This window comes from Pullulanibacillus sp. KACC 23026 (assembly GCF_029094525.1).
In the GTDB taxonomy this organism is placed as follows: Bacteria; Bacillota; Bacilli; order Bacillales; family Sporolactobacillaceae; genus KACC-23026.
The window spans coordinates 1,759,544-1,779,801 of record NZ_CP119107.1; the positions used below are offsets into that span (position 1 = coordinate 1,759,544).

The 20,258-nt window shown below is 44.7% G+C and carries 21 protein-coding genes; 15 read left to right on the top strand and 6 right to left on the bottom strand.

Annotated elements, in window-relative coordinates:
• Entirely contained in the window at positions 1–1,860 is a 1,860-nt protein-coding gene (locus PU629_RS08200) for an FtsX-like permease family protein (RefSeq protein ID WP_275283788.1), read from the top strand.
• Positions 1,861–1,926: 66 nt separating this feature from the next.
• Here PU629_RS08200 and PU629_RS08205 read toward each other — a convergent pair whose 3' ends face one another.
• The gene (locus tag PU629_RS08205) at positions 1,927–2,085 is read right to left on the bottom strand and encodes a hypothetical protein (RefSeq protein WP_275283789.1); all 159 of its coding nucleotides are present in this window, start codon (positions 2,083–2,085) and stop codon (positions 1,927–1,929) included.
• Between the two features lie 130 nt (positions 2,086–2,215).
• A complete protein-coding gene (locus PU629_RS08210; protein WP_275283790.1) occupies positions 2,216–2,455 on the bottom strand; it encodes a DUF2627 domain-containing protein in 240 nt (79 codons plus the stop codon).
• Positions 2,456–2,654: 199 nt separating this feature from the next.
• Here PU629_RS08210 and PU629_RS08215 point away from each other — a divergent pair, with 199 nt between their 5' ends.
• The 8 genes from PU629_RS08215 (at position 2,655) to PU629_RS08250 (ending at position 12,838) form a co-directional block, all read left to right on the top strand.
• Complete coding sequence (locus tag PU629_RS08215; protein ID WP_275283791.1) at positions 2,655–4,700, top strand: sigma-54 interaction domain-containing protein; 2,046 nt, start codon at positions 2,655–2,657, stop codon at positions 4,698–4,700.
• A gap of 192 nt (positions 4,701–4,892) precedes the next feature.
• On the top strand, positions 4,893–5,987 hold the full coding sequence (gene bcd / locus PU629_RS08220) for a branched-chain amino acid dehydrogenase (protein ID WP_275283792.1): 1,095 nt from the start codon (positions 4,893–4,895) through the stop codon (positions 5,985–5,987).
• A 297-nt stretch (positions 5,988–6,284) separates the two neighbouring features.
• Positions 6,285–7,706 (top strand): dihydrolipoyl dehydrogenase, encoded by a 1,422-nt coding sequence (gene lpdA, locus PU629_RS08225; protein ID WP_275283793.1) that lies wholly within the window; start codon positions 6,285–6,287, stop codon positions 7,704–7,706.
• A gap of 39 nt (positions 7,707–7,745) precedes the next feature.
• Positions 7,746–8,744 (top strand): thiamine pyrophosphate-dependent dehydrogenase E1 component subunit alpha, encoded by a 999-nt coding sequence (locus PU629_RS08230; protein WP_275283794.1) that lies wholly within the window; start codon positions 7,746–7,748, stop codon positions 8,742–8,744.
• Between the two features lie 12 nt (positions 8,745–8,756).
• On the top strand, positions 8,757–9,740 hold the full coding sequence (locus PU629_RS08235) for an alpha-ketoacid dehydrogenase subunit beta (protein ID WP_275283795.1): 984 nt from the start codon (positions 8,757–8,759) through the stop codon (positions 9,738–9,740).
• Between the two features lie 14 nt (positions 9,741–9,754).
• On the top strand, positions 9,755–11,062 hold the full coding sequence (locus PU629_RS08240; RefSeq protein ID WP_275283796.1) for a dihydrolipoamide acetyltransferase family protein: 1,308 nt from the start codon (positions 9,755–9,757) through the stop codon (positions 11,060–11,062).
• 152 nt (positions 11,063–11,214) lie between these two features.
• Positions 11,215–11,655: a BrxA/BrxB family bacilliredoxin gene (locus tag PU629_RS08245; RefSeq protein WP_275283797.1), complete on the top strand. Its 441-nt coding sequence runs from the start codon at positions 11,215–11,217 to the stop codon at positions 11,653–11,655.
• Between the two features lie 127 nt (positions 11,656–11,782).
• A complete protein-coding gene (locus PU629_RS08250) occupies positions 11,783–12,838 on the top strand; it encodes a M42 family metallopeptidase (protein WP_275283798.1) in 1,056 nt (351 codons plus the stop codon).
• 128 nt (positions 12,839–12,966) lie between these two features.
• Here the strand turns inward: PU629_RS08250 and PU629_RS08255 are convergent, their stop codons facing one another.
• On the bottom strand, positions 12,967–13,113 hold the full coding sequence (locus PU629_RS08255) for a hypothetical protein (protein ID WP_275283799.1): 147 nt from the start codon (positions 13,111–13,113) through the stop codon (positions 12,967–12,969).
• Between the two features lie 1,011 nt (positions 13,114–14,124).
• Between PU629_RS08255 and PU629_RS08260 the strand changes: the two genes are divergently transcribed.
• The 3 genes from PU629_RS08260 (at position 14,125) to PU629_RS08270 (ending at position 14,788) form a co-directional block, all read left to right on the top strand.
• Positions 14,125–14,247, top strand: a complete 123-nt coding sequence (locus tag PU629_RS08260) for a hypothetical protein (RefSeq protein ID WP_275283800.1) — start codon at positions 14,125–14,127, stop codon at positions 14,245–14,247.
• 155 nt (positions 14,248–14,402) lie between these two features.
• Positions 14,403–14,528 carry a hypothetical protein gene (locus PU629_RS08265; RefSeq protein ID WP_275283801.1) on the top strand — a complete coding sequence of 42 codons (126 nt, stop codon included), beginning with the start codon at positions 14,403–14,405 and terminating at the stop codon, positions 14,526–14,528.
• A gap of 134 nt (positions 14,529–14,662) precedes the next feature.
• A complete protein-coding gene (locus PU629_RS08270) occupies positions 14,663–14,788 on the top strand; it encodes a hypothetical protein (RefSeq protein WP_275283802.1) in 126 nt (41 codons plus the stop codon).
• Positions 14,789–14,956: 168 nt separating this feature from the next.
• On the opposite strand, the gene prli42 is transcribed toward PU629_RS08270, so the two are convergent.
• The gene (gene prli42 / locus PU629_RS08275; protein ID WP_275283803.1) at positions 14,957–15,049 is read right to left on the bottom strand and encodes a stressosome-associated protein Prli42; all 93 of its coding nucleotides are present in this window, start codon (positions 15,047–15,049) and stop codon (positions 14,957–14,959) included.
• A gap of 147 nt (positions 15,050–15,196) precedes the next feature.
• Here prli42 and PU629_RS08280 point away from each other — a divergent pair, with 147 nt between their 5' ends.
• Positions 15,197–16,315, top strand: a complete 1,119-nt coding sequence (locus PU629_RS08280; RefSeq protein WP_275283804.1) for a M20/M25/M40 family metallo-hydrolase — start codon at positions 15,197–15,199, stop codon at positions 16,313–16,315.
• A gap of 9 nt (positions 16,316–16,324) precedes the next feature.
• Here the strand turns inward: PU629_RS08280 and PU629_RS08285 are convergent, their stop codons facing one another.
• Both PU629_RS08285 and PU629_RS08290 read right to left on the bottom strand, forming a co-directional pair.
• Positions 16,325–17,032, bottom strand: coding sequence for a hypothetical protein (locus PU629_RS08285; RefSeq protein WP_275283805.1), 708 nt, complete (start codon positions 17,030–17,032; stop codon positions 16,325–16,327).
• A gap of 89 nt (positions 17,033–17,121) precedes the next feature.
• Positions 17,122–17,670 carry an Hsp20/alpha crystallin family protein gene (locus tag PU629_RS08290; RefSeq protein ID WP_275283806.1) on the bottom strand — a complete coding sequence of 183 codons (549 nt, stop codon included), beginning with the start codon at positions 17,668–17,670 and terminating at the stop codon, positions 17,122–17,124.
• Positions 17,671–17,967: 297 nt separating this feature from the next.
• Between PU629_RS08290 and PU629_RS08295 the strand changes: the two genes are divergently transcribed.
• Both PU629_RS08295 and PU629_RS08300 read left to right on the top strand, forming a co-directional pair.
• On the top strand, positions 17,968–19,149 hold the full coding sequence (locus tag PU629_RS08295; protein ID WP_275283807.1) for a DNA polymerase IV: 1,182 nt from the start codon (positions 17,968–17,970) through the stop codon (positions 19,147–19,149).
• A gap of 54 nt (positions 19,150–19,203) precedes the next feature.
• Positions 19,204–20,184 (top strand): NAD(P)H-quinone oxidoreductase, encoded by a 981-nt coding sequence (locus PU629_RS08300; RefSeq protein WP_275283808.1) that lies wholly within the window; start codon positions 19,204–19,206, stop codon positions 20,182–20,184.
• Positions 20,185–20,258: the final 74 nt, after the last annotated feature.

The window sequence follows — 20,258 nt, forward strand, 5'->3', positions numbered from 1 at the left end:
TTGCTATTAAAACTTTCCTTTTCAAGTGTAAAAAAATTATTTAAAGATTATCTTATCCTCTTATTTGGGCTAACGATCTCAATCTCTATATTTTATATGTTTGAAGCTTTAGCTCAGAATAAGGCGTTTGTTCAGTCGAATGCCATGGTTGGTTCGATTATGTTTATTTTTCATGTAGGGAGCTTTATTTTAGCTTTCATCACGCTTTTTTATATTTTCTATGCGACTTCCTTTATTCTTTCCTTGCGACAAAAAGAATTGGGTTTGTACATGACGCTTGGAGCAAAGAAATACAAAGTCACTCAGTTGATGTTTTTTGAAACCTTCATGATTGGCTTAGCCTCACTGCTTATTGGCCTTGTGGTTGGGATCGGGTTATCTGCTGGGGTCTCTGACCTGCTCATGAAGCAATTGGATTTTTCGGCAAAAGGGTTTCATCCGTATCTTTCATCGGCTGTATGGACAACTGTGATTTTCTATATTGCCCTCTTTCTTCTAACCGCGATTGTGAACGCTGTGAAACTCGGAAGATTGCCCGTTCTAAAATTGATCCATGCTGATCAAGAAAAGGATAGGGAACTTTCAAGAGGTGTCAGGACGTTAATTGGGGCCATTGTGGCTATTGCTCTGATTGGGGCAGGCTATTATGTGATTTTTGAGATTAAACAATTTCTGCAATATGGGGTTCTTCTAGCCGCGGTTACCATTACGGTCGGTACGTATTTTCTCTTTATGTCGCTTCTTCCCTATTTTTTAAAGAAGGTAAAACGTATACGCCTGATTAATGAAAAGGATCTTAACTCTTTTACCATTGGCCAGCTTATTTTTCGTATTTCCAATTTAACTAAAGTGCTCGGGACGGTCTCTATGCTCATCGCACTTGGACTCGGTGCCATGACAGCCAGTTTATCTTTTTATAATAATATTTCCGTACAAGCTTCAATGGCCTACTCTTATGATTTAACGGTCTTTCAACCGAGTCAATCGGAAATGAAGCTTATACACACCTTAACGACGACTGAGAAGAACGTGTACCATTATAAAGTGACCGATCAAGGTGTTTATTTTTTGAAAGAGGATCTGTTAAAGAATCGGCCATTAATTAACTCTTTTAATCCGAACTCATTCGATCAACCGAAGTCCAAGAGAATACAGGCGGGTCTTCCTAAAAATCAATACAGCGATAAAGGAACAAATGGGTTTTCGCTGATGCCGCAACCTTGGAAAACCGCTCTATCGAATGAACTTGGTGCTAATTCACAAATGTTTGGAAAGCGGACTCTATATATCTTAGACAAAGCAAGCTATAACAAGCTGGCCGCTGACCAACATGCCTTGCTGATTGCAAAAGTTCCTCAGTTTACGAAACATCTAGACGTCTTCCAAAAAATTGATGAACAGCAAAAGGAACTAGCTAAAACCTATACAGGAATCAAGCCTGCTGAATTAGACAGCGAATATGAAAATTATCTTGTTTTAAAAGAATTTGCGAGCGGAACCATCTTCATGGGTGTTTTCTTAGGCGTCGCCTTCTTATTGATGATGGTGAGTGTTTTAATGTTTAAATTATTATCAAGCGCTACGGTGGACATCAAAAGATATGAGATGTTGAGAAAAATTGGGGTGAGACGCTCTTTATTGACCCTTTCGATTTATAAGGAGCTTTTCCTTGTCTTTCTATTTCCTGCTTTAGTCGGTTTCGCCCATGTATTAGTTGGCATGAAAATGTTTGGGGTCATTCTCATACATCCTTATACGAAAATCTGGTTACCGATCTGTATATTCCTTGTCATTTATGGATTTTACTATGTGCTAACCGTTCAAATGTACAAACAGATCGTGTTACCAAAAGAAAAATGAGTGGCGATTATAAGAAGAGAAAAAGGACCCTTTCATCTGGCGTGATGGAAAGGGTCCTTTTTAGCTTTACAAAACGGGCGGGTGATTGGTTGGGTTTTGTTTTGAAGCGGCAGATGGTTCCTTGTCTTCTGCTTCAGGCTTATAGGCGACAAGAACAACGCCTAATTGTTGTTCGAACTCATTAAGCGCTCGCTCTTGATCTTCTGTTAAATGGGCATATTTCATTGAGTCGCACCTCCACCCCCATTATTGACAATGTACAGGCAACTATTCATTTGTCGACAAGTCATTGAAGGTTTCGTGCTGCATGATGAGAGGCGGATAGCGAATCTAGGTTGCGCCGCCCATTTACACGTTACATTTTTCTTTTGAAACGGTCAGCCACATAATGGCGCTTTCGGTCTCGATAAAAAATCCAACCGCCTATAAAGCCGACTCCTGCTAAAAAGAGGATAAGTCCGATGACAAGCTGGAGCCAAAGCCAAGGGAAGAGGGGCTGTAAGATATCAAACACAGAGTCTCTCATTAATTTGACACCGACTACCGCTAACGCTCCAGGGATTACTAATATCAAAAGTGCAATATAACGGCTCATACAGGTCGCATCCTTTAGTTAAATGATTCGCTCACCTCAGTGAATAAACTTGAGGGGCCGAGGTGAACGGGTATTTTTGAATTAACCTTATTTTAAATTAGTGTAACGCATGTCTCTTGTCGTGTCTATTTGTCTTTCTCTAGAACTCAAGGTAGAATAAATGAGGACAATGAAAAAAATTGCAGAGGTTGATCTCTGAATGAACACATTGGTCATTTTAAGCCCAGGTGAAGGCCTGGCCGTCTTGCACCGTATCGAAAGCTTTGAACTTGTAACGATTACAGCGATTTTAACGTCCCGTCCAACAGAAGCGCTGAAACATTTAGCCCTAAAACGGTCGATTGCTTTGGTGTCTTCAGTGGAAGATCAGTTAGTGAAGAAATTGGATTTAGTTATTGATGCACGAAAAACGTTGGATAAGGAAAAGGATTTTACGGCTTTATTCCAAGGCATCCCGTATATTCCGAGTCAAGTCGTAAACTGGGTTATCCATTTAATGATGGAAAAAGAGACACTGATCGCTCATTTGCAGCAACAAGCTGATCTTCGCAGTCTCATCTTGAATTTAACCCATGACGGGATGATTGCGATCGATGCAAATGAAACCATTACTATAATGAATCCTAGCGCTGAGAAGATTATGGGGCTAACCGCGGAAAATGCGATTGGCTCACATGTCAAGGATCTGGTCGCGAGCACACAATTGCCGCGTATCCTAAGGACGCAGAAACCCGAAATTAATCAAGAACAGGAACTGCACAATGGTAAGAAAATCATTACGACGCGTCTGCCTATTACAGATGTAAAAGGAAACCTATTAGGGGCATTTGCTGTTTTTAAAGACATAACAGATATTAAAAAGCTTGCAGAAGAAGTGACGAATTTAGAGAGTATTCAAGAGATGCTAAATGCGATCATTCAGTCATCTGATGAGGCCATCTCTGTTGTGGATGAAGAAGGGAAAGGCTTGCTGATCAATCCCGCTTACACCCGTTTAACCGGATTAAGTGAAGCCGATGTGATAGGTAAACCGGCAACAACCGATATCTCTGAGGGGGAGAGCATGCATATGAAAGTGCTCAAAACCCGCAAAGCCGTCAGAGGTGTTCGCATGCGGGTAGGACAGGCTAAGCGTGAAGTGCTTGTGAATGTGGCTCCCATCATCGTAAATGGAAATCTAAAGGGAAGCGTCGGTGTCCTTCATGATGTCTCCGAGATCTCGGCTTTAACCGATCAATTAAATCGTGCCAGGCAAATTATCCGAACTCTTGAAGCCAAATACAGCTTTGAGGATATTGTCGCCACCTCTGAAGAAATGAAGGCAGTGATTGAACAAGCTCAGCTTGCAGCGAACATCCCTATTACAGTCCTTTTAAGAGGAGAGTCGGGGACGGGAAAAGAATTGTTTGCGCATGCGATTCATAATGCGAGTTCAAGGCGTTATAACAAATTCGTTCGAGTGAACTGTGCGGCTATTTCTGAATCTTTATTAGAAAGTGAGCTTTTTGGTTATGAAGAAGGTGCATTTTCAGGTGCCAAAAAAGGCGGGAAACGAGGTTATTTCGAAGAGGCGAATGGCGGAAGTTTATTTTTAGACGAAATCGGTGAATTATCGACGTCTATTCAAGCGAAGCTATTAAGGGTCTTACAAGAAAAAGAAATCGTCCGAGTAGGTGGAACAACAGCCATTCCTATTGATGTCCGGGTGATTGCTGCAACCAATGTGGATTTGGAGCAACGCATTCTTGAACATGAATTTAGAATGGATTTGTATTACCGGCTTAATCGAATGCCTATCTATATCCCTGCCTTAAGAGAAAGAAAAGAAGACATACCTGAGCTGTGCGTTCATCTTATAAATAAAATTAATCAGGATTTCGGAAGGCATGTTGAGGGGATTGATCCAACCGCCATATCCATTCTAAACCGCTATGATTGGCCAGGAAATGTCCGGGAATTAGAAAATGTTCTTGGCAGAGCGATCATTCATATGAGCGTGTCCGAAAGCCTTATTCAGCCTTCGCACTTAAGGGAAATGTCTCTAAATAACGAGCGGGATAAGGTGAATCCGAATGTGATCATCCATCCATCTATGTCGCTTAATGCTCAATTAGAGGCTTTGGAAAAGTCCATTATTCATGAGTCACTTGAGGCACATGAATCGAATCGGACGCAGACGGCAAGAGCGCTGGGTATATCTGTAAGAAATCTGTATTATAAGATGCAGAAATATGGACTAGATTAGAAACGCGCAAAAAAGGGCGTGCAACATCTTGCACTAATGAAAAAAATTGCAAACCGGGTTACTTGTAATGAAGCGCTTTCATAGTATTTTTACTTTGGCATGAAACTTGCATGAGGAATTGTGGAGATACTGACTAACAGAAGATATAAAGTTGGGAAATGGATTAGAAACCATTAGGAGGTATTTAGTAAGATGGAAATTATGCGCTATATGGAGAAATACGATTATGAACAATTGCTTTTTTGCCAAGATAAGGCTTCTGGGTTAAAAGCTATTATCTGTATTCATGACACGACCCTCGGACCTGCATTAGGTGGAACACGTATGTGGACCTATGCGTCCGAAGAAGCTGCGATTGAAGATGCGCTTCGCTTGGGAAGAGGGATGACTTATAAAAACGCAGCGGCTGGATTAAATCTTGGCGGCGGGAAAACAGTGATTATCGGCGACCCGCGTAAGGATAAAAATGAAGCCATGTTCCGAGCATTTGGCCGTTTTATTCAAGGATTAAATGGACGCTACATTACAGCAGAAGATGTGGGGACATCGGTTGAGGATATGGACTTAATTCATGAAGAGACAGAGTTTGTTACAGGGATCTCACCTGCCTTTGGCTCTTCAGGAAACCCATCACCCGTTACAGCTTATGGTGTCTATAAAGGCATGAAAGCTGCGGCGAAGGTAGCGTTTGGCTCTGATTCTCTTGAAGGAAAGACAGTCGCTGTTCAAGGCGTTGGACATGTGGCTTACAGCTTATGTGAGCATCTTCATGCTGAAGGAGCCCAGTTAATTGTAACGGATATTAACGAAGCTTCTGTAAAACGGGCGGTTGAAGCATTTGGCGCAAAAGCCGTTGATCCTTCAGACATTTATGGGGTCGAGTGCGATATATTTGCTCCATGTGCGCTTGGCGCGATTGTCAATGATCAAACCATTCCGCATCTAAAAGCAAAAGTCATTGCGGGTTCAGCCAATAATCAGTTAAAAGAAGATCGCCATGGTGACCTTATCCATGAAATGGGAATTGTTTATGCACCAGATTACGTCATTAATGCTGGAGGGGTCATCAATGTTGCGGATGAATTAATCGGCTATAACCGTGACAGGGCTATGAAGAAAGTAGAAGGCTTGTATGACCGCCTTATGGATATCTTTAATATTTCAACAAGAGATGGGATTCCAACATATAAAGCAGCGGATCGGTTAGCTGAGGAGCGAATTGCGACGCTTAAGAATTCAAGAAGCACGTTTTTAAGAAATGGCCATCATATATTAAGCCGCAGATAAAATAAGCCGGTTAAAACGATCATAAGTTGGGAATGCCTAAAATAAGTTTAGGCATTCCGGTTTATGACCAGATACTAAAAGTAGGTACAAAAAAATAAAGCGTAAATGGAACAAAAGTGTAGTATAATTTGATAGGAAGACATCATTATAATTAAAACCTCTAAATGGATCGGCTCTGGAAAAACTTGAATAATAGCTCTTTTTGCTTTGTTAGATTAAGGGTTTAAGCTTTCCTGAAATACAAAAGTAGGATTCTTTTGTTAGAAGACGGTTACTTAGTGAAAGGGGAGATTTTTTATGGCCGAAAATTATGATCTCGTCATATTAGGTGGTGGTACAGGCGGTTACGTGGCTGCCATTCGCGCTTCACAGCTAGGACTCAAAACAGCTGTTGTAGAAGCGGGGGCATTAGGCGGAACCTGTCTTCACAGGGGCTGTATTCCCAGTAAGGCCTTGCTCAGAAGTGCAGAGGTCTTTGCCACAGCAAAGGCTGGGGACACTTATGGAGTGATAACGGAAAAGGTAAGCTTGGACTATCAGCGGGTGCATGAACGGAAAGAGAGCATTATCAACCAGTTGCATGCTGGCGTAGAAATGCTTATGAAAAAAGGAAAAATTGACGTGTTTGATGGCTTTGGCCGTATCCTCGGACCATCGATCTTCTCGCCAATGCCTGGAGCCATTTCCGTCGAATTTTCAGATGATCGAGAAAATCAAGTCTTAATCCCTGAAAATGTCATCATTGCGACCGGTTCTAGACCACGGTCATTACCTGGTCTGGATCTCGATGGAGAGCGAATTTTAAGTTCTGATGATGTGGTTGGCATGACGACACTGCCTGAGTCCCTTTTAATTGTTGGAGGCGGGGTAATTGGGGTTGAATGGGCTTCAATGTTTGCTGACTTTGGCGCAAAAGTCATCGTCATCGAATATGCGGACCGGCTTCTTCCTTTAGAAGATGAGGCGATCTCTAAGGAAATGAAGCGTCAGTTGGAAAAGAAGGGCGTCCAAGTGGTGACTTCTGCAAAGGTTCTTCCAGAAACATTAGTTAAAGGTGAGGAAGTTTCCATTCAAGCAGAAATAGGTAAGAAGAAGTCAACCTTTTCTGCTGAAAAAATGTTGGTTTCAGTAGGACGCTTACCTAATACAGAAGATATTGGTCTGCAGAATACCACTATTAAAACGGATAAAGGCTACATTTTAACTAATAAATTTTATCAAACTGAGGAATCCCACATTTACGCGATTGGTGATTGTATCGGTGGATTACAGCTGGCCCATGTGGCGTCTCATGAAGGGATTAAGGCGGTGGAGCATCTTGCCCGTTTAAAACCCGAACCGATGGAAGCAGCTCTCGTTCCACGTTGTATTTATACACGTCCGGAAGCGGCGGCTGTTGGTCTTACGGAGAAAGAAGCTAAAGAAAAAGGATTTAAAGTCAAAACGGGCATTTTCAAATTTAATGCGATTGGAAAAGCGCTTGTTTATGGGGAACCAGAAGGATTTGTCAAAATTATGAAGGATGAAGCGAGCCAAGATATTTTGGGTGTGCATATGATCGGTCCGCATGTGACGGATCTCATATCAGAAGCGGCCCTTGCACGAGTCTTGGATGCGACCCCATGGGAAGTGGCAGAGACGATTCACCCTCATCCGACTCTTTCTGAAATTATGGGAGAGGCAGCGCTTGCTGTTGAAGGGCGTGCCATCCATTCCTAGTCATTGATTGTTATTAGGAGACTATAAGGAGTGATTGAAATGACGTTAACTCAAAATCGCCACGAGGTTCTAGGGTTAAGTAACGAAACGGTACTTGAGATGTATGAAACGATGCTTCTTGCTCGACGAATTGATGAACGGATGTGGCTGCTTAACCGCTCCGGTAAAATTCCTTTTGTGATTTCGTGTCAGGGGCAGGAAGCTGCCCAAGTGGGTGCGGCCTTTGCTCTTGATCGCGAGAAGGATTATACCGCCCCTTATTACCGAGATATAGGCGTTGTTCTTGCTTTTGGGATGACGGCAAAGGATCTCATGCTAAGCGGGTTTGCAAAAGCGGAGGATCCAAATTCGGGCGGCCGTCAGATGCCGGGGCATTTTGGTTCGAAAAAGCTTCGGATTCTTACCCAATCTTCACCTGTCACCACCCAAGTGGCTCATGCAGTAGGGGTCTCTTTAGCGGGCCGAATTAAAGGGGAGGAAATCGTGACTTTAACCACATTTGGAGAAGGCTCCTCCAACCAAGGCGACTTTCATGAATCTGCTAATTTTGCAGGGGTACACAAATTGCCGGTTATTTTTATGTGTGAGAACAATCAATATGCGATATCTGTTCCTGTGACCAAGCAGCTGGCTTGTGAGCGTGTTTCAGATCGCGGCATTGGTTATGGAATGCCTGGCGTAACGGTAGATGGAAACGATCCATTAGCCGTTTATAAGGCGGTCAAAGAAGCAGCGGACCGCGGCCGGCGCGGTGAAGGACCTTCTCTGATTGAGACCGTTTCTTATCGACTCACACCGCATTCGAGTGATGATGATGATCGGACCTATCGTCAATCGGAAGAAGTGAACGAAGCCAAGCAGAAAGATGGTTTATTAACGTTTGCGGCTTACCTCAGGGATTGCGGCATTTTATCAGAGGAGAAAGAACAGGAAATGAACGATCGGATCAAACAGATTGTGGATGAAGCAACCGATTATGCAGAAAGAGCCCCATATGCTGAGCCAGAAACGGCCATGAAATATGTGTACGAGGAATAGGAGGGAACGCTCATGCCAGTGATTTCGTATATTGAAGCGGTCACACAAGCCATCAGAGAGGAAATGGAGCGCGATGACAATGTCTTTATTTTAGGTGAAGACGTCGGCGTTCGCGGTGGTGTATTTCGGGCAACAGACGGTCTTATGGACGCCTTTGGAGAAAAGCGAGTCATCGATACGCCATTGACAGAATCAGCGATAGCGGGCGTCGCGATTGGTGCGGCCATGTATGGGCTGCGGCCAATTGCCGAGATTCAGTTTGCTGATTTTATTTTGCCCGCTGTTAACCAAATCATCTCAGAAGCAGCTAAAATTCGCTATCGTTCAAATAATGATTGGACCGTACCGCTTACGATTCGAGCGCCTTATGGTGGAGGCATCCACGGAGCCCTCTACCATTCCCAGTCGGTTGAAGCGCTCTTTGCCAATGTGCCTGGATTGAAAATTGTCATGCCATCCACTCCATACGATGTTAAAGGCTTGCTCAAATCGGCGATCCGCTCAAATGATCCCGTTCTCTTTTTTGAACATAAACGCGCCTATCGCCTTATAAAAGGAGAAGTGCCAGAGGAAGACTATACGGTACCGATCGGAAAGGCAAACGTTGTCCGGGAGGGTGAGGACCTTACCGTCATCACCTATGGTCTCGCGGTTCATTTTGCCTTGCAAGCGGCTGAAAAATTGGCTGAAGAAGGCATTAATGCCCATATCCTGGACCTTCGCACCGTTTACCCGCTTGATCAAGAAGCGATTATTGAAGCGGCATCGAAAACAGGGAAAGTTCTTCTTGTGACGGAGGCAAATAAGGAAGGCAGTATTATGAGTGAAGTGGCAGCGACCATTGCTGAGCACTGTCTATTTGAATTGGATGCCCCTATTCAACGTTTGGCAGGTCCCGAGATCCCTTCTATGCCATATGCCCCAACACTTGAGAAATATTTCATGATAAATCCTGAAAAAGTTGAACAGGCAATGAGAGAGCTTGCGGAGTATTAATGGAGGTGTGACAAGTGGCGACAGAAAAAATGACGATGCCAAAGCTTGGCGAAAGTGTTACAGAAGGAACGATAAGCAAATGGTTGGTAAATGTGGGGGATGTTGTCAATAAATATGATCCCATTGCTGAAGTGACTACAGATAAAGTGAACTCAGAAATTCCTTCCTCTTTCAGTGGGAAGATTCTTGAATTAACGGCTGAAGAAGGGGCTACTCTTGAAGTGGGAGAAGTCATCTGCGTTATTGAAGTAGAAGGTTCCAAATCCCCCGATCAGCCAGAAGAAAATCCGAACGTTCAGAGTCAGGAACTGAACGGTACTCATTTGAATTCAACTGATGAGAACGCAGAAGAAGCATCGCTGAAAAAACGTTATTCACCTGCTGTACTTCGGCTTTCTGGCGAGCATGGAATTGACTTGAATCAAGTTACCGGGAGCGGAAAAGGAGGACGTATCACCCGTAAGGACCTCCAAAAAATCATTGAGTCAGGGAATCTGCCAAAAGAAAATCTCGGCACCGCGCCGGGAGCAAAAGCGATTGAACAACCGGCTCAAACGGCTCCATTATCAGGTCGTTCAATTCCATCTGTAACAAGTGAAGCCCCATCTGTTCAACCCGGTCCTGGCGATGTTGAGATTCCGCTAACCGGTGTTCGCCGAGCGATTGCAGCAAACATGGTTCGCAGCAAACATGAAGCCCCGCATGCTTGGACAATGGTTGAAGTGGATGTTACTGAGCTTGTCCGGTTAAGAAATGCTCAAAAAGGGTTGTTTAAAGAGCGAGAGGGAATTAACCTGACCTTTTTACCATTCTTTATAAAAGCAATTGTTGAATCGTTAAAGGAATACCCTCGAATGAATTCCACCTGGGCAGGGGATAAGATTATCGAAAAACGGGATATTAATATCTCTCTTGCAGTGGCGACAGAAGATGCCTTGTATGTACCGGTTATCAAGCGGGCGGATGAGTTGACCGTTAAAGGTCTTGCAAGGAGTGTTCAAGATTTGGCGATAAAGGTTCGGTCCGGTAAGCTTGGTCCTGAGGATATGCAAGACGGCACCTTTACAGTCAACAATACGGGTTCCTTTGGCTCCATTCAGTCACAGCCGATCTTGAATTACCCGCAAGCGGCGATTTTATCTGTAGAGTCTATTGTCAAACGTCCCGTCATTATTAATGACATGATTGCCGTACGCGACATGGTAAACTTGTGTTTATCGCTAGACCATCGCGTCCTGGATGGTTTAATTGCCGGTCGTTTCTTGCAAAGTGTGAAAACGAAACTCGAGGCCATGACATTAGAGACAACAAGCATTTACTAATCGAAGGCGAGTAAAGAAGCAAGTGTATGATGAGTCCATTGAAGAGTCTTGATTGGATAAAGTTTTTTGATGGCGTCAAGTGTCTCCGTTTTGTGTTCAATAGGTTTCACGTTATAATAAGAACATCCATAATAAAAGGAGATGACACTTAGATGAGCATGGATTTTAATATTTTCATGAATGATGTCGTCAATACCGCTCGTCGTGAAATTTCGCAATCTGGTTATAAAGAGCTTCGGAGCCCTGAAGAAGTGGATGAAGCCTTGAATAAAAAGGGTACAGCTCTAGTCATGGTAAACTCCGTTTGTGGCTGTGCAGGCGGTATCGCACGTCCAGCTGCGGCTTATGCGGCTAATTGCTTCAATAAACCGGATCAATTGTTAACGGTTTTTGCCGGACAGGATAAAGAAGCAACCGCTCGGGCTCGTGAGTATTTCGAAGGATACCCACCATCCTCCCCTTCTTTTGCTTTACTTAAAGACGGGAAAATTGTTACCATGCTAGAAAGACATGACATTGAGGGCTTCCAACCTCATGAAGTCGCAAGTCGTCTTGAGCAAATTCTCGACGAAAATTGTGCGACTGCTAATTAATGGATCCAAACCGCTACTGCAGCGGTTTTTTTTTATCCATCAATTTCTGACAAGGAAAGCTAAGAGTCGTCTCTTTTCTTGGTATTCGCTATAATAAGGACATACATAATAAAGGGGCTGAATAACTGTGTCAAAAGTGGTTAACACCGAATCCGTCATTGATCTTATTAAAGACTTAGTCAATATCCCAAGTCCATCAGGGAATGCGTATCGTGCCATCGAGTATACGGAAGCTTTCTTTGCTCAAAGAGGGATTCCGACGAAAAAAACGTTAAAAGGCATGCTGATTGCAACCCTAAAAGGGAAGGATGATTCGAAGCATCGTCTTTTGACCGCCCACGTCGATACGCTAGGTGCTATGATTAAAGACATCAAATCAAGCGGTCGATTGACTTTAACGAATATCGGGGGATTTCCGTGGAATTTCGTTGAAGGGGAATATTGTCAGATTGAGACGTCAGAAGGTAAGACCTTTACCGGAACCATTCTTCTTCATCAAACGGCTGTGCATGTTTATCGAGAAAGTGGTAAGCTAGATCGCAGTCCTGAAAATATTGAGGTTCGTTTAGATGAGAAAGTCACTTCAAAAGAAGAAGTTGAAGCATTAGGCATTCAAGTGGGGGACTTCGTTTCTTTTGACCCGCGTTTTGAAAAGACCAAAAGCGGCTTTGTCAAATCGCGTCATCTCGATGATAAAGCAAGTGTAGCGATGCTGCTTCATATGGCGGATCTTTTAAAAGAGCAAAACATCACGCTTCCTTATACCACGCATTTCCTGATCTCCAATAATGAAGAAATTGGTTATGGCGGTAACTCGAGCATCCCTGAAGAGGTGGTTGAGTATCTGGCTGTCGATATGGGAGCTATTGGCGATGGACAGGCAACGGATGAATATTGTGTTTCAATCTGCGCAAAGGATTCCAGTGGTCCGTATCATTTAGGACTGAGAAAGCATCTTGTTCAGCTTGCTAAGGATAACGGACTCACTTACAAAGTCGATATTTATCCTTACTATTCCTCGGATGCTTCAATGGCGATCCATGCCGGTTATGATGTGATTCATGGCTTAATTGGTGCAGGAATTGATGCTTCCCACGCCTATGAACGCACTCATGAAGAGTCCCTCCAAAATACAGGAGATCTTATTTTTCATTACTTGCAGTCTAAGCTGATTAATGAATAAAAGAACAAATCGCTAACGCCGCAACTCACTTCTTCTCAAGTATGGATTTTTTATTAAATTGCGATGCTAAATGTTTAATTTAAATGTAAAAAAAGTCTCAACTCTTATATACATAAGAGTTGAGACTTTTAGCTTATAATTCTTGATTCAGTTGTGAGCTCAAATTGACCACCAACCCCTTCAAGTTTTGCGTCTACCGTATCGAAGCCGGAATGGCGTTCATCGACGGGATGAACGCCAAAATGAGTGGATGAGGCGGCTGGAATGGCGTTCATCGACGGGATGAACGCCAAAAAGAGGGAGTGAGGCAGCTGTAATGGCGTTCATCGAGGGAATGAACGCCAAAAAGAGGGAGTGAGGCAGCTGTAAGGGCGTTCATCGAGGGGATGAACGCCAAAATGAGTGGATGAGGCAGCCGGAAAGGCGTTCATCAAGGGGATGAACGCCAAAAAAAGGGAGTGAGGCGGCTGTAAGGGCGTTCATCAAGGGAATGAACGCCAAAAAGAGTGAATGAGGCGGCTGGAAGGGGGTTCATCAAGGGGATGAACGCCAAAAAGAGGGAGTGAGGCAGCTGTAATGGCGTTCATCGAGGGAATGAACGCCAAAAAAAGCGAGTGAGACAGCCGGAAAGGCGTTCATCAAGGGGATGAACGCCAAAATAGGGGTGAGAGCAGGCAGGAAAGGCGTTCATCGAGGGGATGAACGCCAAAAAGAGGGAGTGAGGCAGCTGTAAGGGCGTTCATCGAGGGGATGAACGCCAAAATGAGTGGATGAGGCGGCTGGAAAGGCGTTCATCGAGGGGATGAACGCCAAAAAGAGGGAGTGAGGCAGCTGTAAGGGCGTTCATCGAGGGGATGAACGCCAAAATAGGATTGAGAGCAGGCAAGAAGGGCGTTCATCAAGGGGATGAACGCCAAAATAGGGTTGAGAGCAGGCAAGAAGGGCGTTCATCAAGGGGATGAACGCCAAAAAGAGGGAGTGAGGCACCCGGAAAGGCGTTCATCAAGGGAATGAACGCCAAAAAGAGGGAGTGAGGCACCCGGAAAGGCGTTCATCAAGGGAATGAACGCCAAAAAGAGGGAGTGAGGCAGCTGTAATGGCGTTCATCGAGGGAATGAACGCCAAAAAGAGGGAGTGAGGCAGCTGTAAGGGCGTTCATCGAGGGGATGAACGCCAAAATGAGTGGATGAGGCAGCCGGAAAGGCGTTCATCAAGGGGATGAACGCCAAAAAAAGGGAGTGAGGCAGCCGGAAAGGCGTTCATCAAGGGAATGAACGCCAAAAAGAGTGGATGAGGCGGCTGGAAAGGCGTTCATCAAGGGGATGAACGCCAAAATAGGGTTGAGAGCAGGCAAGAAGGGCGTTGATCAAGGGGATGAACGCCAAAAAGAGGGAGTGAGGCAGCTGTAAGGGCGTTCATCAGGGGGATGAACGCCAAAAAGAGTGGATGAGGCAGCCGGAAAGGCGTTCATCAAGGGGATGAACGCCAAAAAGAGGGAGTGAGGCAGCCGGAAAGGCGTTCATCGAGGGGATGAACGCCAAAATAGGATTGAGAGCAGGCAAGAATGGCGTTCATCAAGGGGATGAACGCCAAAATAGGGTTGAGGGCAGGCAAGAAGGGCGTTCATCAAGGGGATGAACGCCAAAAAGAGTGGATGAGGCGGCTGGAATGGCGTTCATCGAGGGGATGAACGCCAAAAAAAGGGAGTGAGGCAGCTGGAATGGCGTTCATCAAGGGGATGAACGCCAAAAAGAGGGAGTGAGGCAGCCGGAATGGCGTTCATCGACGGTATGAACGCCAAAATGAGTGGATGAGGCGGCTGTAATGGCGTTCATCGAGGGAATGAACGCCAAAATAGGGTTGAGAGCAGGCAAGAAAGGCGTTCATCGAGGGTATGAACGCCAAAAAAAGCGAGTGAGACAGCCGGAAAGGCGTTCATCGACGGGATGAACGCCAAAATAGGGTTGAGAGCAGGCAAGAAAGGCGTTCATCAAGGGGATGAACGCCAAAAAAAGGGAGCGAGGCGGCTGGAAGGGCGTTCATCAAGGGGATGAACGCCAAAAAGAGGGAGTGAGGCACCCGGAAAGGCGTTCATCAAGGGGATGAACGCCAAATGGTCTAAACAAGAGCGAGGATAGCCGATAACACAGTCGTTATGAGAAGTGAGGCAAGCATGAGAATAACGACGGCTCGCATGGTTTTTCGTCTCATGAACTTTCTCCTTCCATCAATTTATACTCTTATCTATTTTAAATGACGTGAAGATGTGAGACAAGCCTTAATTTGCAGTCGTGAACGAGTGTTTCCATTCTAAAAAGTGGTAAACTAATAAAAGATGTTATTATAGGAGGCTTTGACATGATTAATGAGGAACGCTTAGTTAAAGAATTTCTGGAGCTTGTTCAAATTGATTCTGAAACAGGAGAAGAGGGCACCATTGCGCCTATCTTAAAAGAGAAATTTACTAAGCTTGGGTTAGAAGTTAAAGAGGATCAAGCAAAGGAGAAGACGGGTCACGGAGCTAATAATCTAATCGTCACCTTTAATGGAAACAAAGACGCTGACCCGATCTATTTTACCTCTCACATGGATACAGTGGTACCAGGCAAAGGAGTCAAGCCTTCCATTCAAGAAGGAAAAATTGTATCAGATGGTTCGACGATCTTGGGTGCCGATGATAAAGCAGGACTCGCCGCTATGTTTGAAGCGATTCGGGTTATTCAAGAAAATCAGATCGATCACGGAACCGTCCAATTTATCATAACAGTGGGTGAAGAATCTGGATTATTGGGGGCAAAAGCGCTTGAAAAAGAGATGATTGTCGCCAAATACGGGTATGCCCTGGATAGTGATGGGGAGGTAGGCGAAATCGTTACCGCTGCACCGTCTCAAGCGCGGATTGAAGCCACCCTATACGGTAAAACAGCTCATGCAGGAGTTGCCCCGGAAAAAGGGATATCCGCTATTACACTCGCAGCAAAATCAATTTCTAAGATGCCATTGGGACGAATTGATGAAGAGACGACCGCCAACATAGGTCGATTTGAAGGCGGCCAGAAAACCAATATCGTTTGTGATGAAGTCCACATCTTGGCTGAAGCCCGTTCGCTTGTCCGTGAGAAATTAGACAAACAGGTCGCTAAAATGAAAACAGCTTTTGAAGAGACGGCAAAGGATATGGGAGGTCGTGCGGAGGTTAAAGTCACGATCATGTATCCCAATTTTCAATTCACAGAAGCCGACCATGTCGTTCAAATCGCGCAGAAGGCCGTTGGCAAAATAGGCCGAACAAGCCGGCTTTTAAAAAGTGGTGGTGGCAGTGATGCTAACGTTATAGCAGGTCTCGGAATTCCAACGGTGAACCTGGCAATCGGCTATGAAGACATTCATACAAAAAATGAAAAAATGCCCGTTTCAGAGCTAGTCAAAACGGCTGAATTAGTCGTCGCTATTATAAAAGAAGTGTGTGAAGCCTAAAATAGGAGGTCAGTCATGCGGCTGACCTCCTTCCTCTTTTTCATGATTATTTTCCGCGTGAATGGGTTGATGATTAAATAAATCGTCCCAAATTCCTGTTTTCTCAAACTCTCCCAAAATGTCTTGGGGATCTTTTGACGGATCCTCAGAAGAATGTGGGGGATTTTTCTTGTTGACTGTTTTAAAAGATTTGGCTGATTCTATGTGTTCGGTCAATTTCTCCTTCACCTCATCGGACAGCTCCGCTTTGTCCCCGTAGTTCGCTCCGATATTAAGTTTCCCTTCTAACGACTTAATGCCAAGGGCCCCAAAATTATTGCTTTGTTCATAGCGCTCAATCACGATCTTCTCGACATTCAAAAATTCAATATGAGTCGGAAAAGGAGCGGGTTGGGTTACCGGCTTATTGGTCGTTTGCCTTGGTCTAACACTGGAAACCCGTCGCCTTTGATGAACAGGAGGCGTTCGTTTGCCTATTCCTTCTTCTTGGGACGGCTTATATGGGGAGCTCTCGTCTTTACGGTTAACATTAATAGTGATATGAGGCGGGAACATATAAGCCGGTTGGTGAATGGGTTGTTTTGGTTCAGCTTGTGTCTTGGGGTTGTCCGTTTTTGTCCGTTTCTTCAACTCGTCTTCTAAAAATCTCACTTTCTGTTTCATTTTCTTATACTGTGAATTTCGCTCTAAGTAGCGATTGAAGAGATGATCAAACATCCCCTCCCCCCTTTAGACTAGCTGCAGAGCCCTGCTAGTTTCTATTAATTTTTCTATCTGTCACCTCGAGAGGCTTGATCCATGACGGTTTAGTCGATTTGGATCGGCAGTTTTCTAGGCTGCTCACGAGCAAGTCGGATTTCTAAAATGCCCTCAAGGAGCTTAGCAACGGGTTTTGCTTGTCCGGATAAATTTTCAGGCATCGTAATCGACCGCTCGAAGCTTCCATTTAAGCGTTCCGAATGAACCAATGCTTCTTTTGGAAAGGGGAGTTTGGCCACACCCTTAATAATAAGTTTTCTGCCGATTAGGTTTAACTGAATATCCGTTTTATTGACACCTGGAAGATCCACCCAGATGATCCATTCCGTCTCGGTTTCAAAAATATCAATCTCTGGTTTTGATTTAACCGGCGGTGTGTTTTCTCTGGATGCTTCAACGGGAGCGGTACCTTGTGTGCCAGAATGTGATTCCTGGTTCGATTGTTGGTTGTTTTGGGCGTTTGATGGCGAGTCGGGCTGAGCCTGGGGCATTGTCATGGGAGGTTGGTTGGAAGGTCCGAAAAGATCTGACCAAAAATTCTCGCCTTGAAATTGCTGAGCCATATCCAGCCATTTTTTTAATTTATCGACATCCATTTTGCCACTCCTTTGGACAGAAAAGACATGATGCTTGCTCATTTCAAACAAGGAAGGCAATACCTTCTATTAGCATAAATATTTTCATTTTCTAAAATCATTCATGCGAAAAGCGCTTAGGCGTCAATCGCTAAGTGACTTTTGATGATAAGTAAGCAGAAATAACCTAGCCGAGCCGTTTCTTTGAAGCGGTTCGGCGCTTAACATGACGAGTGGTTTATATCCCTTTTCTATTGAGTTCAAGAGTTAGGAAAAATGCTATTTATGTTATAATATTGGGGCGAGGGGGACATTAAAATGGGAAACGCTCGGATTATTTTCCATGTGGATATGAATAGCTTTTATGCCTCTGTTGAACAGGCACATCACCCTGAACTTCGCGGACAACCGCTCGCTATTGCTGGTCGAGTGGAGGAGAGACGCGGAATTATTGTGACAAGCAGCTACGAAGCCCGGGCAAGAGGCGTTAAAACAACGATGAGAGTTCGCGAGGCGCGCAGGCTTTGCCCTGATCTCATTGTTCAAACACCTAATTTCCCTTTATATAGAGAAACGTCGGCCCAACTTTTTCAGCTTTTAAAAACCTATACCCCCTTAGTCGAAAAGGTCTCAATTGACGAAGGCTATTTGGATGTTACGGAGATACAAAGGGGACAACATCCCGTTACATTAGCTCAAGAGATTCAACAGAAAATATTGGATGATCTCAAGCTTCCCTCAAGCATCGGGATCGCCCCCAATAAGTTTCTCGCCAAAATGGCCTCCAATATGAAAAAACCAATGGGGCTCACCATTTTAAGGAAACGTGATATTCCCCAATTGCTGTGGCCAATGGCTATTGGTGAGATGCATGGGGTCGGACCCAAGACCGCGGAAAAGCTGAATCGAATGGGAGTTCTGACCATTGGCGACCTGGCGTCTCATGACCGGACTCACCTTAAGCAAAGGCTTGGGCAACACGGGGAAAAGCTTTATGATCGCGCAAATGGTATCGATGCTCGTGAAGTGGACCCTACGGCGGAAAGCATTCATAAGAGTATGAGTCAATCCTCTACTTTTCCAACGGACTTAACGCAATTAATGGAAGCCCGTCCTTCCTTTCACCGCTTTTCAGAGACGCTTGCTAAGAAGCTTCAGCAATCAAATAATGTCGCCTATCAGGTGCAAATTCAGATCCGCTATAGCAACTGGGAGCAAGTAACGCGAATGAAAACAGTGGACACCCCGCTTTATTCAACCGAAAGCCTTTATGAGCTTGCCATGGAACTGTTTGAGGAGCATTGGACAGGCCGGCCCATTCGCTTGCTGGGACTCAGTGTGGGGAGGCTTGCCGCCAAAAGGGAAAGGTCTAAGCAGCTTGACCTTTTTACTTATGAAGAAGAGGCGAAAAAAGAACCTTTATATCAAGTCCTTGATTTGTTAAAAGAACGCTTTGGAGATGGCAAAATCAATCTTGGACCTGATCAAGCCTCTCGTTAATAGAACTATGAACTTAATCGGATTTTAAGAATAAAAGAAGGAGGTTTTCTGAAAATGAAAGCTGTATTAGTTAAACAGCCAGGCGGACGTGAAGCGCTCTACATAGGGGAGGTCGAGACGCCTTCACCAAAAGCGAATGAGCTATTAGTCAAAATAAAAGCAACAGCATTAAACCGTGCAGATATCGCCCAAAGACAAGGCCATTATCCGCCGCCGGAAGGAGCAAGCCCGATTCTTGGCCTGGAAATGGCAGGCGTTGTGGAGCAGGTGGGCGCTCAAGTCACGAAATGGAAGCCGGGGGACCGAGTCTTTGGCCTCTTAGAAGGTGGAGGGTACGCGGAGTATGCAACACTTTCTGAGCATATGGCGATGCCGCTTCCAGAAAATTTATCATATGAAGAAGCAGCGGCTATCCCGGAAGTTTTTTTAACGGCCTATCAAACGCTCTTCTGGATCGGCCAATTAAAAAAAGGTGAGCGGGTTCTCGTTCATGCGGGTGCCAGCGGTGTCGGAACCGCCGCTATCCAGCTTGCCAAAGAGCGCGGTGCAAGGGTGGCAATAACCGCAGGATCAGAGGAGAAATGCAAGGCTTGCCGAGAGCTCGGAGCGGACTTAGCCATCAACTACAAAACGTCCTCTTTTCTTGAAGAAATCAAACAAACATTTGGGCAAGTCGATGTCATTTTGGATTTTGTCGGAGCGCCTTACTTTGAGGATAATCTAAAAGCTTTGGCGGTTGACGGGCGATTAGTGATTATAAGCACGCTAGGCGGCGCGAAACTATCGGAAACGAACTTAGCTTATCTCATGATGAAGCGGCTCAGCGTGACAGGAACAACCCTTCGCGCTCGCCGTCTTTCATATAAAGAAGCATTGACCCGAGATTTCCAAGAAGACATGCTTCCTAAGTTTTCTTCCTCTGCACTTAAGCCTATTATTGACCGGGTATTTGACTGGAAAGATGTCCAATCAGCTCATAAGGTCATGGAGGACAATCAAAACATCGGCAAATTGATCCTTAAAGTCTCGAACTAGACCCTTTTTTAAAAAACGATCTTCACTTGAAGGTCGTTTTTATTTTTTTGGAGGGGCAGACTTCTGCAGGTCAA